Here is a 14017-nt window from a genome sequence, read left to right as displayed (position 1 = left end):
CTCTTGTCAGGAGATGCACAAAGCCTTGCCCGTACCCCTACCACCCTTTTTTAACCGAAAAACAGCCAAAAAATATTCGGAAACACGAATGCTGTAGGCCAAACGCTTCAATTTGAAAAATTAGGTACGTACACCGTTGCCGGAATAATCCAGGATCCGCCTTTAGAAACCCATCTGCCCATTGAGGCCATGCTGTCGATTCATGCTGCTGAAATCCTTGAAAAGGAGGGAGCCATCAGCATGATTTCTCAAAACTGGGGAGACTTTAAGAATGCGGCAGTTTACGCACGTGTAACATCAAAAGATCATGTAAAGCAGCTCAATACAACCCTCCAAACCTATACTCGAAAACTGGATAAGCATACGCTGCACTTTGTAGCACAACCCATAGAAGCGATTACCCCTCAAAACAAAGACATTAAAAATGACCTCAATGCGGGCGGAAGCTGGGAGGACATAGAAACGCAGCTGATCTTAATTCTAGCCTTAACCCTTTTATCTGCTTTCAACTATATCAGTTTGTCATTGGCACGTGCTTTCTCCCGGGCCAAAGAAGTTGGGGTTCGCAAAACGATAGGCGCCACAAGAGGACAAATCATGGGGCAATTTTTAACGGAATCTACCCTTGTTGCCCTATTTGCCCTGTTGTTTACCCTGCCCTGTGTTGCAATTTTAATGCACCACATCCCCGATATGGAAGTGTCGTTTTCCTGGGATCCCATCTTAATTCCAGGCTTTCTAACCTACGCAGTGATCACAGGGATAGTCGCAGGGGCGTTTCCGTCATGGCTGCTGTCAGCCTTTCAGCCCATACAGATTTTGCGTAAAATGAAGAATATAAAGCTGTTCCGGGGTGTTGCTGTTTATAAAGCAGTAATTGTTGTACAATTTTCAGTGACCATCATGCTGATGATTGTGGTTGTGATACTGGCTGATTATGAACTAAAAAACGATGCACTCATTCGCTCAACGGTGCCACCTCATGTGCTGACACTTGATTTAAAAGGTGAAAAATATGAAAAGCTGCAAAACGAGATAAAGCAGTTAAGCCAGGTAGAAACAACTTTGGCAACAAACTGGTACTATGAACCTATGAAAATGGGCAATGCTACGGTGGCATTGAATGATAAGGTTCTGGACATAAATTATGTCAGTATCGACCCGAAAACAATTGAAACAGAAGGTGTCAGCTTAAAAGCAGGGCAGAATTTTCCTGAAAATATGCCCCAGCGTACGGAGCAGTATGTACTGGTGAATGAAGCAGCCGCAGCATTATTGGCATCTGAACCGGAGAAGGTAGTGGGGCAACATCTGGTACTGGACTCTGCCTATGTACAAGTTATTGGCATCATGCCCAATGAAGTTATTGGTCAGGCAATCCCTTTACTGTATCGCTATTTGCCAAATGAGATAGCCGCCCTAACCATAAAAATTAAGCCAAATACTGAGGTGGAAGTGACCAAAGCCATTCAAGCTTTATGGAAAAGCCATTTTCCTGAAAAAACAGCCAATCTTCAGAACTTAAAAGACGCTTATTCAAGCAGTAGAGAAAGAATCAGCTTTTTTGGATTCTTTGCCCTGATTGTTATGATCATCGCTGGTTTGGGCATTTTAGGCATAGCGAGTTACTCCGTAGAAACACGCACGAAAGAACTGGGCATCAGAAAAGTACTGGGCGCCGGCAAGTTAAATCTGGTGTGGACAGTCACCCGAAATTTTGGCATGCTTATCCTGCTTGCCGGAGGTATTGGCATTCCGGCCGGTTTGTTTGCCGGTGAGTTAATCCGACAGGATATAGGTAGCAGCCTGGTTGAGTTGAGTGTTATAAACATCAGCCTGGGCTTTGGGTTGGTTGCCATACTGGGACTGCTGGTGGTCCTGTCCCAGACCATGCGAGCGGGGCAAATAGAGCCTGTAAATGTGTTGAAAGCAGAGTAGAAAGGGTAAACCATTCATTGCCTTGCTATGATGGCAGGGAGACAAGTACTCCCAGGCCTATACCGACGCACAGTTAAAAAAGCAGCGGCTGTGATGTGGATAAGCAGGAGGATCATCAGGCCACTGTACCCTGCTGGCTGGCCTATCCGGGATGGTCATGCCTGGCTAGGGTGCCTGCCGATTAGCTGACGCAGATTAGCCCGGCAGCTGACCGGCATCATCGCCTGCGGACTAAAAATGTGCTATCATGCCTACGGCCCTGTAAGTTCTTTCTCTGCCTGCATATAGCGTGCAGCGGATAGGGGCATTCAGGGCTCTGGAAGCCATTATGTAATCATTTAACGCTGTAGGCATGAATGAACTGCAAAATAAAGTTGCCATTATTACCGGAGCGGGCTCCGGTATTGGCCGGGCCGCGGCCCTGTTGTTTGCGCAGCAGGGAGCTAAGGTGGTCGTTTCTGATATACAGGAAGAGCATGGAAAGGCGGTGGTGGGCGAAATTGAGAAAGCGGGCGGCACTGCCCTCTTTGTGCGGGCCGATTCCGGCAAGCCCGAAGACCACCAGGCCCTGGTAGCGCAGACGCTGGACAAATGGGGCGCCCTGCACATAGCCGTAAACAATGCCGGTATTGGCGGACCGCTGGCGCCCCTTGCCGAGTACCCGCTGGATGGCTGGCAGAAGGTGATCGACATTAATCTATCAGGGGTGTTCTGGGGAATGCGCTACCAGATTCCGGCCATGAAAGAGGGGGGGAGCATTGTCAACATCGCCTCCATTCTGGGCCAGGCCGGCACCAAATTTTCGCCGGCCTATGTAGCTGCCAAGCATGGCGTAGTGGGCCTTACCAAAGCGGCTGCCCTGGAGGTGGCCGAAAAAGGGATCCGGATAAATTCGGTAGGACCGGGCTATATCAAGACCCCCCTGCTGGAGGTGCTGGACGAGGCCACCCTGCAGGCCCTGGTGGGCATGCACCCCATCGGCCGGCTGGGCACCTCCGAAGAAGTAGCTGAGCTCATTCTCTGGCTGGCCTCCGATAGGTCTTCTTTTGTGACCGGTTCGTACTACCCCATTGATGGGGGCTATCTGGCGCAATAAAGGGCATCTGAAAGCCTTAAGGTGCACACAGTAGCCATGTCTGTTGTGTGCACCTATTGTTTTATTCCAGGCAACCCAAAGGATTTCTGCTGATCAGTGGCTAGGGTACAGAGATAACCATAGAAAATGCACCATCAATTACGGCTGTAAACCAGTAGTTAGAGGCCAATCAAAAGGGTGTTTGCTCACTCCAAAATTGTTTCCTAATAAAGAAACTCCTATCTTTCCTTAAACGTTTGACAAGTGAAAGAAAAATTCAAAGTTCGCTTCATGGAGGAGGCGGCAGAGTTTCTTGATCAGCTTGATGAAAAGGCCAGAGATAAGATTATTTACAATATCACAAAGGCACAGCTGACTAATGATAAGGAATTGTTTAAGAAGCTGACCAACGAGATCTGGGAGTTCAGAACCTTGTATAGCAAAACCTATTACAGGCTATTTGCTTTCTGGGACAAATCAGACAAAACTGATACGGTAGTGATTTCCACTCATGGGCTCATCAAAAAGACTGGCAAAATTCCGCAGGCCGACCTGGACAAAGCTGTAAAACTTATGAAGATTTATTTCGAACAAAAGCAGTAAACCTATGAAAAAGGAAACAATAAAAACATTTAGCCTGGAGGAAATCACCGATAAGCATATCGGTAAGCGTGGGACTGCTAAGAGAGAGGCTTTTGAGCAGGAACTGCGGCTTGACCTGCTTGGTGAAGCAATAAGACAGGCTCGCAAGGAGCGTAATCTGACCCAGGAAGAATTGGGTAAATTAGTAGGTGTACAGAAATCGCAGATATCAAAGCTGGAGAACAGCCTGACCGATGCTCGGTTTGATACCATTATTAAAGTTTTCAAAGCACTCAATGCAAAGGTGAACTTTAATGTGGAACTCTTGAGCCAGAACGTTAAAATAGCTTAAAAAGCTAATAGACCGGTCCCAACAATGGAATCGCAAGCGCCCCCAGCTATTCTTGGAAAGGGGGTAGAGAACGTTTGCCTTAGGTTCTTAACCAAACGCAGCAGAGGCGTCTGATTTATTCAACGCATTTAGTGTGCACTACTAAGCAAGATGAAACGCATCAAGAAGAACAGAAACAGAAGAATGCAGATGATTGGCATTCCTATCATCTTAGTAGCTGTTCTGGTATATGTGTTTACTTTAAGCTACAAACCAGAATATGAAGAGCTTCCTTATGGAGAAATCATTCATACTTCCAAGAGATACAAAGCATCTACAATCGCTGACTGGCATAAGATTGACTTAAGCTCATTCTCAATAGAGGTTCCAAAAGAATATCGCTTTTACCTTCAGGAAGGCATACACGGAGGTAAAACAGGCGGACTCACAAACCTGAAAGATACAATCGGGTTTGTCCATGGTAACTATTATTTTGATGTTTGTGAGGGGGAAGAGGATAGGCCATGTGATACTCTTCGCATTCTTAATCTGGGTTCAACAAGACTAATAGTTTCTATATCGGACGAATACATAAGTGCCTATGCAGAAGAGGATGATTACAAAACTGTATTTAAAGCATGGGCAAGACGGAACATTGACGAAAAAATTCTGCTTGAAGTATTTAAGACAGTAGAAATAAAATAGGAAATCCAGTACATAATAACAGTAGCTGTTACACGACTCCCTGAAAAAAACCTGGATTATGGCCCTGCTGACACTAGTGCTAGCATAAGGCTTTACCCCCTAAAAGCCCGTCCACAAAAGCACCGATAGCCCCACAGGGCGCGCAACCCTATGGCAGTTACATGAGCAGCCATCTCGGCTCTACCCGTCATTCCGGCGCAGGCCGGAATCTGTTAACTATAGCCGCTAATCATGCATATTTTCTCCAGGATTGAGAGATTCCGGCCTGAGCCTGCTCGCCCTGGCCGGGATGAAGATATTATTCTCAGACATGTCCCTAAAGCAGCTCCTGAAATAAGATGAATAGCGGGCCCACACTAAGTTGATGTTGCAATTATGACAGTAACCTACCTCCCCAAAAAAAGCACCAGCGCCTTCTTCAACTACAGGCAACTGCCGCTATACGCGTAAGCAGGATATAGCCCCGGCTTGCAAATCAGGGCCAATCGAGTAACTTTAATAGGATGAACCTCCTCCGTTTTTCTCTCCTGCCCCTTTTGTTCCTGGCCTGCCAGCAACAGCAAGACCACCAGCCCAGCCAAACCGCTGAAGCAGACTGGAGGCTGCTGGGTTTTGCCAAAGTAGACAGCCTGAACCCCATCCTGCAGCCCTCAACAGAGCTGCGATTTCACGATCCCCTGGCCGATAGCAGCCTGCGCTGGGAGGGACGCAATGTGCTGAACCCCTCGGCCGTGGTGCGCGAGGGCAAGGTGTACCTGCTCTACCGGGCGCAGGATGAGCAGATGACCTCCCGCCTGGGCCTGGCCATTAGCAACGACGGACTGAATTTTACCAAAGAGCCCGAGCCGGTCTTCTACCCGCAGAATGATCGCATGCGGCAATGGGAGTGGCCCGGCGGGGTGGAAGATCCGCGCCTGGTGGAAACCGAAGATGGCACCTATGTGCTGACCTACACCGCCTACGATGGCAAAACCGCCCGCCTCTGCCTGGCTACGTCTAAAGACCTGCGCAGCTGGACCAAGCATGGGCTGGTGCTGGGCGAGGGCAAGTACCGCGATAGCTGGTCTAAAGCAGGTGCCATTGTGGCCCGCCGGGAAGGAAACCGCATGCTGGCCACCAAAATAGGGGGTAAATACTGGATGTACTTTGGCGATACGGATATGTTTATGGCCTCCTCAGACGACCTGATCCGCTGGCAGGTGCTGGAGAATGCCGAAAATGGGCAGATGATCTCGGTGCTGCACCCCCGCCCGGGCTATTTCGATAGCCGCCTGGTAGAGCCCGGCCCCTATGCGCTGCTGCAGGAAGGGGGCATTCTGATGATCTACAACGGCAGCAATGCGGCCAATTTCAACGATGCCCGCCTGCCCCGCTTTACCTACAGCGCCGGCCAGGCCCTCTTTGATGCAGAACAGCCCTATAAACTGCTGGCCCGCACCGATGAACACTTTATCCACCCCGACAAGCCCTACGAGCAGGTGGGCGAGGTAAATGAGGTATGCTTTGTAGAGGGCCTGGTGTACTTTCAGGACAAATGGTTTCTCTACTACGGCACGGCCGATTCTAAAATAGCCGTAGCCGTGAGGGAGAAGTAACCTCTCTGGGGGCTCTTGCCTCGATCCGCCTAAATTTTTATTTTATCCCCCATCCAAGCCAAGCAGCTCCAGGATCAAATGAGCGGAATGAAGCTGTTAGGCTAAACCGAAACAAATATGAAAATAGTGTTTCTATGCATGGTGCTGGCGATGCTGGGCAGCAAGCCTGTGCTGGGGCAGGCCAGACTGTCCATCCCAAAAGGCCGGCCGATCATGGTGGATGGCAAGTTTTCCGATCGGGAATGGGTCGATGCCAGAACGCTGCTTGTCCGGGACAGCATCAGGCTTTATTTTAAGCAAACAAAAGAGTACGTGTATATTGGCATACAACCCCTGGCAAAGGAGTACAGCAGTGGCTGGATAGACCTGTTTGTGGCCGATGAAGGGCAGGGCATTTATAATTTGCACGCATCCCGAAAGTTAGGAGAACGGCGGCTGGCAGACGGACAATGGGAGGGATGGAAGGAGTGGTGGACCAACGAAGGCAGCTGGCGGGCCAATTACAGCCGTCCGGACGATATACGGGAGTCCGACAGATGGAAAGTGGTGCAGCTAAAGGATGAAGGCTGGGAGTTTCAGATCAGCAAACGGAGGTTCAGCAGCAGCCAGTGGAAGATCATGTTCGATATCTCCCTGATGTTTCAGGAGGTGGCCAACATTAAGTATCCTGCTGCGGTAGCCGATACCACACCCGATGCCTGGCTGCAGCTGCGCCTCTGAGCGGCCGCTGCTGCGGAGCCCCATACGGCCAACAAAGCCCTTTTGCTTCTAAAGGGAGGCAGGCTACACCTGGCCTGAACAATAACCTGCCAGCATGAAAAAAAAGCGAGTGCCCGATAAGGGGAATCTCCTCTCAGGCACTCGCTTTTTCCTTACTGTTTCACAAAGCGGATCGTCTCTGCGGCTCCATCAGGCGCATGGAGGCGGAGCAGGTACAGACCGGGGCTCAGCGATGGGGCGTTCAGGTCCAGGAAGAAGGTGTTGTTTCCTTCCTGCGCCTCTACCTCCTGCAGTACCACCTGGCGGCCGGTCATGTCCAGTACCTGCAGCTGGCGGGGGCCGGCGGCTTTGGCGGTGTAATACACAAACAGCTCTGCCTGGGCCGGGTTAGGATATACAGAAATGTCCAGCACCGGCGCTTCGTCCAGGGCAAAGGCCTCTTCTGCATCTTCCATACGGGCGTTGGCATTGGCGCCGGCTGTTTCCCGGTAGCCATCCCGCGCCTCAATCACCAGCGCACTTAAGTAGCCATAGCGGGCAAAGTCGCCAGCCTCTACCTCTATGCGCACACTGCCCCGCTCGGGCTGCACATTGCGGATCACGGCGGTGTTGCGCAGGTTTTTCTGCACATCCAGCGTTACCTTTTTATCCCCGATCCGGTACTCGCTTACCCCATTATCATTGCCAAAGGCCGAGGAGGCAAAGAAACGGAAGTTGTAGGTAAGCGCATCGTTGAGGCCATAGAAGTGCATTTTGGCTACCGAGCCGATCTCATTAAAGTAAAAGCTCTTGACCACCTTGTCGGGGTAAATGGCCTGCCCCTGCGCATCGGGGCCAAAGTTGTTGCTGCCGTCAAAGGTCTGCTCCAGCTTCAGGTTGATGCCCGAGCGCTGCAAGTCCGTGGTTTTAAAGTTGTACCAGGTGTAGCCGGTGGTGGGGCGCTGCTTGAGGTTGTTCCAGGGGTCGGAGGCGCTGCTGCCATACTCGGCATTGATGAGCACCTGGTACTGCAGGCTGGCCACCTGCCGGCTTTCGCTAAAGGCCGAATAGGTGCTGCCATTGGCCGCCCGGATGCGGTATTCATACCCCCTGTTGGCCGCCAGGCCCTTATCGGTATAGCTGGTGGCATTGGCGGCGGTGGTGGCTATTTTGGAGAAGGAGCCAGAGGGCAGCGAGCGGCGCCAGATCTCAAAACCGGTCTCCTGGTAGGAGTTGTCTGTCCAGTAGAGCTCCGCCTCGGTTTGCGATACCGCCTGCGCCTGAAAGCGGCCGGGGCGCAGCAGCAGGCCGTTGTCGGGATATTCCTCCACCACAAACGCATTGAGGTAGCCGCCCCGGCTGGCATCGCTGGCGCCCGTTACGCTGATGATCACCTCGCCACTGCTGTTGGCCTTTACCCCATTGATCTGCACCGTTCGGTCGCTGTTGCTCTGCACCGGCAGTTGCACACTCTGGCTGCCAATGGTATAACGGGTGCTGCCGTTATTGCTCTTGTAAATGCTGCTGCCAAAAAACACAAAATTGTAGCGCAGGCTGCTCTTAAGGCCCGAGATCTTGAAGCGCACCGTAGCACCCGGATTTACGATATAGGCCGAGCTGCTCACCTCATCCGGGAATATGCCCGAATTGGTACCGGTGGTTTCTCCCCAGGGCTTGCTGTTGGACCAGGGGTCCAGCTGGGTGAGGGCATAGCCGGTAGCGCTGCCGTTCTCATCCTGCAGGTTGGCCAGCAGCACTTTATTGCTTACCCCGCCCCAGGTGTTGGTGTTGTTCCAGGGCTTCTCGGCTACGGAGCTCTGGCCCATATTTACATAAATAGAGGTTTTCTGATGGTCTTTTATGCTGATGCTAAAGAGAACATCCGTTTCCAGCAGCCCGTCGGAAGCGGTAAGCTGGATGCCCCTGTAGTAGCCAATATCCCGGGCGGTGGGGGTAAGGATGAGCCGGCCCCGGGTAGACGATACCCGCTCCACTTTGGCAAAGGGGGGCAGGTAGCGGGCCGTAAGCGCCAGGGCTACCCCCTCGGGATCGGAGAGCGTAAAGCTGTACTCGGTAATGCTGCTTTCCGGAGCGCTCACTACGGCCGGCAGGCCGCTGAGCACCGGCGGCTTGTTTTGGGTGCTAAGGGCGGCCACATTGCTCCAGGCAGAACTGCCGCTGGCATGCACGGCCCGCAGCCGGTAGTAAAAGCTGCTGCTGGAGGTAATGGCATTATCGGTAAAATGGGTGCCGTTGGCGGCAATAGTGGCCAGCCGGCTGAAGTTTACCCCATCGGTACCCCGCCAGATCTCATAGCCGGTTTCGTTGTAGGCCCCATCGGTCCAGTTGAGCTGTGCACTGCTGCTGGAGGAGCGGAAGGCCGTAAGGCTGCCCGGAGCAGGCAGGCTTGACGAACCTGTAGCTGTTTTGGCATTTACCCAGCTGCTGCTGGAAATCTGCCCGGCATAGGCCGATTCGCCGCTGCTGTTAATGGCCCTGAGCTTGTAGTAGTAGGTGGTGTTGGGCTGCAGCCCGCTGTCGATGTACTGACTGGTATTGGCCGAGGCCAGCTTCACCAGGCGGTAGGGGCCGCTGTTGCTGGTGCTGCGCAGCACCTCAAAGCCGCTTTCGTTGCTGCTGTTGTCGGTCCATTTGAGGGTAATGCGCTGGTGGTCCAGGGTGGTAGCTGTAAGCCCGCTGGGGGCTGTTGGGGGCTTGGGCAGGCTGATGCTTTCGGCAAAAGCGCTGGCCGGGATCTGTTGCTTGCTGATGCCGGGCCCCTGCCAGCGTACCTCCAGCACCTCATCGGAGCCGGTGTACTCAAAATAGAGCACCTTGATCTCATGCCAGCCGGCCGCCAGGCTAATGCTGCCCGATTTTTCCTGCCGGCTGTGGCGGCCGTTGTTGTTCACTACTTCCACCCCATTGATGGTAAGGGTGCTGCCATCATCGGACGTGGTATAGAAGGTATAGCTACCGCTGCTGGGAATGTTCAGGTAGCCCTCAAAACTATAGGCGTAGTAGTTACTCCTGAGCCGATGGGTCTTGGTATCGAATCCATCCGTAACACCCCATTTGAGGGGCTCCAGCAGGCTGATGTTGTAGACGCTGGACAGGTTGCCTTCATAGTAGGTGTAAAACAGGCCGCTGTAATAAGTGCCGCCCGTAGCCTGGTTGCTGAATTCCGATTTGTTGCCCAGCTGGTCTACCGCACGTACCGCAAAGTTGTACTGCTGGCGCTCGGGCAGGTCCTTTACCACAAAGCTGGTCTTGGTGGTGGTGGCCAGCAGCTCCGATCGGTTTTTGGTGTAGATCTCGTAGGTAAGGGTGCCCTCCCCATCGGCATTGTCGGTGGCGTGCGTCCAGGACAGGCCAATGCTGTTGGGGGAGGTGCGGGTTACCTCCAGGTTGGCCGGCGCAGCAGGGGCTAGTGCATCTGCGCGTGTTTTACCGCTGTTGCTGGCATAGGTAGAGCCTCCGTCCGAATTTACCGAGCGAATGGAATAAAAGTAGCGGGTAAAGGGCTGCAACCCCTTATCCAGATAGCTGGTTTTGTTGGCCGACAGCTGGGCGATCAGCTGCCAGGGGTGTTCTGCAGAGATGCGGCGGTAGATCTCAAAGCCGCTTTCGTTGCTGCTTTTGTCTGACCAGCTAAGCTCCAGCTCGGTCTCGGAGATGGTAGCCACCCCCAGGTTGGTGGGGGCGGGCAATACCCCTACCGAGTTGTAGGTTACCTTAATAGGAGCCGAGTAGCCACTGGGACAGCCAAAGGCCTGGGTAACGGATGCGCTATAGGAACCTGCCGATTTTACCACCAGGCTATCGAGGGTAGTATTGTTTGACCACTGGTAGCTCTGAAAGCCCCTGGGCGCTCGCAGGGTAACTTGCTTGCGGCCATCAAGGCTGGGCAGGGCCGTGGGACCGGTAGCTACGATGGTAGGGGTAGGGGTGGGGGCAACGCGTTGAATGGTGAGCGGCTCCGACCAGGCCGACCATACCCCTTTGCGCTTGATGCGTACTGTGTAGTCGCCCTCTGCCGAAAAGCTCAGCTCATGGCCCGAGGCACCGCTGATGGTGCTGCCGTTGCGCCGCCATTCGTAGGCTTCAAAGCCCTGCTTTACGCCCATGGTACCCCCAATTACTTCGCCCGTACAGAAGTTGTACTTGAAAAAGAGGGCATGAATGCGTAGCTGCGAACTGCGCATCATAAAGGGGAAGAAGTCTTTCTCCTTGTACATCTCAAACCAGGTGCCATGCCCCAGCTCGGGATAGTATTGGTAGGTGTAGTTGGCGCCTGCGGCTTTAAACTTGCTGGCCACCGAATTGCCGGCCGAGGGCGAGGGCTGGGTATCCCGTCCCCCCTGGGCATGCCACACAGCGGTGTAGCGAAGGGTATGGGCATAGCCGGCAATGGTAGAGTTGGCCGCCGACATGGGGATAGCTCCGCTAAAGACCTGCGGATACTGGTTAGCCAGCTCCCATACGGCAGTGCCGCCCCCCGAAAATCCTTCCAGAATTACCCGGAAGGGGTCTACCCGCAACTGCTGGATAGCCACCTCAATAAAGCTTAGCAGGGCCGTACGCTGCGGAGTGGCCCACAGGTCATAAGGCGACTGGGGCGCCATGATAAAGCCCTCATAGGTGCCCTTGTTGAGGGCATCCATATGCTCCTTGCCGCCATAACGAAGTTGCAAATTGTTATCCGTGCCCTTTTCACCAATGCCATGCAGCAGGATCACCAGAGGGTAGCGGGTGGTAGAACTGCTGGAATAGGTCTTGGGGTAGAGCAGCCGAAAGGGCATGCCGTTGATGATAAAAGCCTTATAGGGAGAGGTATCCCAGTTGGTACCTACATTGGTCTGATAACACCAGGGGTATATCTTGTTGTCGGAGGGGGGTACCTTGGTGCAGTCCTGAGCAAACAGGGGGGCACTGCCCGAAAGCAGCACTGCCAGTAATAGTAGCAGTTTTTTCATGCCTGAGAAGAAGACTAAAACGTAAAAAATAATCTTACCTTGGAAAACAGCCGTATTGGCAGGTGGTAAGAACCTGACAAGAGCAAAAAATATGGAGAAGGGCGGGTGTGAACGCTTTTCTCCCCATGGGCGCATCTACAAGGCGTGCATGGCAGCCTTGTGCCAGGGCAATGTACTATCCCTGTTTGCCTCCTATACGCAAAATGGAGTAGTGCAGGTTATCCCAACCCGCTACTTTTCTGCTGCGCGGCACATACGAACATACTAAATTTTTCTCTATATTTCAGTACGCCCCGGCGCTAATCCTGCCGGGTACTGCCTGCATACTCCCGATTCCTGCCCATGCCCAGCAACGCTACCTACGATTACATCATCATTGGCTCCGGTTTTGGCGGCAGTGTGGCGGCGCTGCGCCTGAGCGAAAAGGGGTATACCGTAGCCGTACTGGAGATGGGCCGCCGCTGGAGCCCCCAGACGCTGCCAAAAACCAACTGGTCGCTCAGCCGCTGGCTCTGGTACCCCGGCCTGGGGCTTAAGGGCTTTTTCCGGATGCGGCTGTTCCGCCACCTGCTGGTGCTGCATGGCTGCGCCCTAGGGGGTGGCTCCATTACGTATGCCAATACCCTGCTGCGGCCCAAGGACAGCATCTGGCAGAGTGGCCGCTGGGCCGGGCTGGCTCCCTGGCAAGAGGAGATGGATGGACCTTATGCCACTGCCAGCCGTATGCTGGGCGTTACCGAAAACAAGATACTAGGCCCGGCGGATGCCCTCTTACAGCAGGCCGCCCAAGCCATAGGCCGGGGCGATACCTTTTACCGCACCTCGGTAGGGGTGTTTCAGGAAGAGGGCGATGCGCCCGGCGGCACCACCTACCCCGACCCCTATTTTGGCGGGGAAGGCCCCGAGCGCACCACCTGCACCGGCTGCGGCGGCTGCATGATGGGCTGCCGGGTTGGGGCCAAAAATACGCTGGACCTCAACTACCTCTACCTGGCCGAAAAGCGGGGCGCCCACATCCATGCCGAAACCAGGGTAGTGGATGTAAAACCGCTAAACGGCCGGGCCGATGGCAGCGAGGGCTATGAGGTGATCACCGAAAGCAGCACGGCCTTCTTCCGCAAAAAGCGCCAGCGCTTTGTCTGCAGGGGGGTGGTGATAGCTGCCTCGGCCCTGGGCAGCATGGAGCTGTTGTTTAAACTGCGGGACAGGGGCTCGCTGCCGCGCATCAGCCCTGCGCTGGGCCAGTATGTGCGCACCAATTGCGAGTCGCTCATAGGGGTGCGCACCAGCGGCCCGGTCGATTACAGCCAGGGAGTAGCCATTGGCTCGGGCATCTACATTGATGATCATACACACATTGAGGCCACCCGCTATCCGGCCGGCTCCGATGCCATGAGCCTCATGACCACCCTGCTTACCATTGGCCGGCCCGACCCCAGCCGAATTTTCCTGCTGCTTAAAAACCTGCTGCTTTCCCTGCTGCGGCACCCCCTGAAAACCTGGCGGGCCCTGAAGCCGGGCGGCTGGGCCAAAGAATCGGTGATCATGCTCTGCATGCAGGCGCTGGAGGGGCACATCCGCATGAGTTACCGGCGGCGCTGGTACTGGCCTTTTGCCAAAAGCATGCAGAGCAGCGGCCAGAAGATCCCCACCTTTATTCCAGAAGCCAATGCCTTTGCCCAAACCCTGGCGCAGCTCAGTGGCGGCACGGCCATGAGCATGGTCTCAGAGGTGCTCTTTAACATTCCCAGCACGGCCCACATCCTGGGTGGCTGTGTGATGGGCCGCTCTCCTGAGGAGGGGGTAGTAGACCACCGCCACCGGGTGTTTGGTTACCAGAATATGTACATTTGCGATGGCTCGGTGGTATCGACCAACCTGGGGGTAAACCCCAGCCTGTCCATCACCGCCCTCAGCGAGCGGGCCATGCGCTTTATCCCTCAGGCCGGCCAGCAGCAGTGGCAGGATGCCGCCCTGGCCGAAGGGATCGTACAGCAGGAGGAGCTATCTGCCTGAGCGCCAACCACTATTCCCTGATAAACCTTTCCTAACGTGAGTTTTGGATTGTCATCTACAGTTAAAGCTTCCACAAGGTAGGAGATCCCCCCTTGGCGAA

9 protein-coding genes are annotated in these 14017 nt (G+C 53.9%); 8 read left to right on the top strand and 1 reads right to left on the bottom strand.

The window, feature by feature from the left end; genetic code table 11:
• Positions 1–189: 189 nt before the first annotated feature.
• The 7 genes from ADICEAN_RS16720 to ADICEAN_RS16690 all read left to right on the top strand — a co-directional run bounded on the left by ADICEAN_RS16720 (position 190) and on the right by ADICEAN_RS16690 (position 6946).
• A complete protein-coding gene (locus tag ADICEAN_RS16720) occupies positions 190–1938 on the top strand; it encodes an FtsX-like permease family protein (RefSeq protein WP_009196828.1) in 1749 nt (582 codons plus the stop codon).
• 352 nt (positions 1939–2290) lie between these two features.
• A complete protein-coding gene (locus ADICEAN_RS16715) occupies positions 2291–3034 on the top strand; it encodes an SDR family NAD(P)-dependent oxidoreductase (protein ID WP_009196827.1) in 744 nt (247 codons plus the stop codon).
• A 243-nt stretch (positions 3035–3277) separates the two neighbouring features.
• Complete coding sequence (locus tag ADICEAN_RS16710) at positions 3278–3616, top strand: type II toxin-antitoxin system RelE/ParE family toxin (RefSeq protein WP_040397756.1); 339 nt, start codon at positions 3278–3280, stop codon at positions 3614–3616.
• A 4-nt stretch (positions 3617–3620) separates the two neighbouring features.
• On the top strand, positions 3621–3947 hold the full coding sequence (locus tag ADICEAN_RS16705; RefSeq protein ID WP_009196825.1) for a helix-turn-helix domain-containing protein: 327 nt from the start codon (positions 3621–3623) through the stop codon (positions 3945–3947).
• Between the two features lie 150 nt (positions 3948–4097).
• A complete protein-coding gene (locus ADICEAN_RS16700; protein ID WP_009196824.1) occupies positions 4098–4631 on the top strand; it encodes a hypothetical protein in 534 nt (177 codons plus the stop codon).
• A 503-nt stretch (positions 4632–5134) separates the two neighbouring features.
• Positions 5135–6226 (top strand): glycoside hydrolase family 130 protein, encoded by a 1092-nt coding sequence (locus tag ADICEAN_RS16695; RefSeq protein ID WP_009196823.1) that lies wholly within the window; start codon positions 5135–5137, stop codon positions 6224–6226.
• 117 nt (positions 6227–6343) lie between these two features.
• A complete protein-coding gene (locus ADICEAN_RS16690) occupies positions 6344–6946 on the top strand; it encodes a hypothetical protein (protein WP_152426485.1) in 603 nt (200 codons plus the stop codon).
• A gap of 152 nt (positions 6947–7098) precedes the next feature.
• On the opposite strand, the gene ADICEAN_RS21480 is transcribed toward ADICEAN_RS16690, so the two are convergent.
• Positions 7099–11901: a fibronectin type III domain-containing protein gene (locus ADICEAN_RS21480; protein ID WP_009196821.1), complete on the bottom strand. Its 4803-nt coding sequence runs from the start codon at positions 11899–11901 to the stop codon at positions 7099–7101.
• A gap of 342 nt (positions 11902–12243) precedes the next feature.
• Between ADICEAN_RS21480 and ADICEAN_RS16680 the strand changes: the two genes are divergently transcribed.
• Positions 12244–13917 (top strand): GMC oxidoreductase, encoded by a 1674-nt coding sequence (locus ADICEAN_RS16680; RefSeq protein WP_009196820.1) that lies wholly within the window; start codon positions 12244–12246, stop codon positions 13915–13917.
• The last annotated feature ends 100 nt before the right edge of the window (positions 13918–14017 follow it).

This window comes from Cesiribacter andamanensis AMV16 (assembly GCF_000348925.1).
GTDB lineage: Bacteria > Bacteroidota > Bacteroidia > Cytophagales > Cyclobacteriaceae > Cesiribacter > Cesiribacter andamanensis.
Note: the sequence above shows the minus strand (reverse complement) of the source record. Positions and strands in the feature narration are given on the sequence as shown.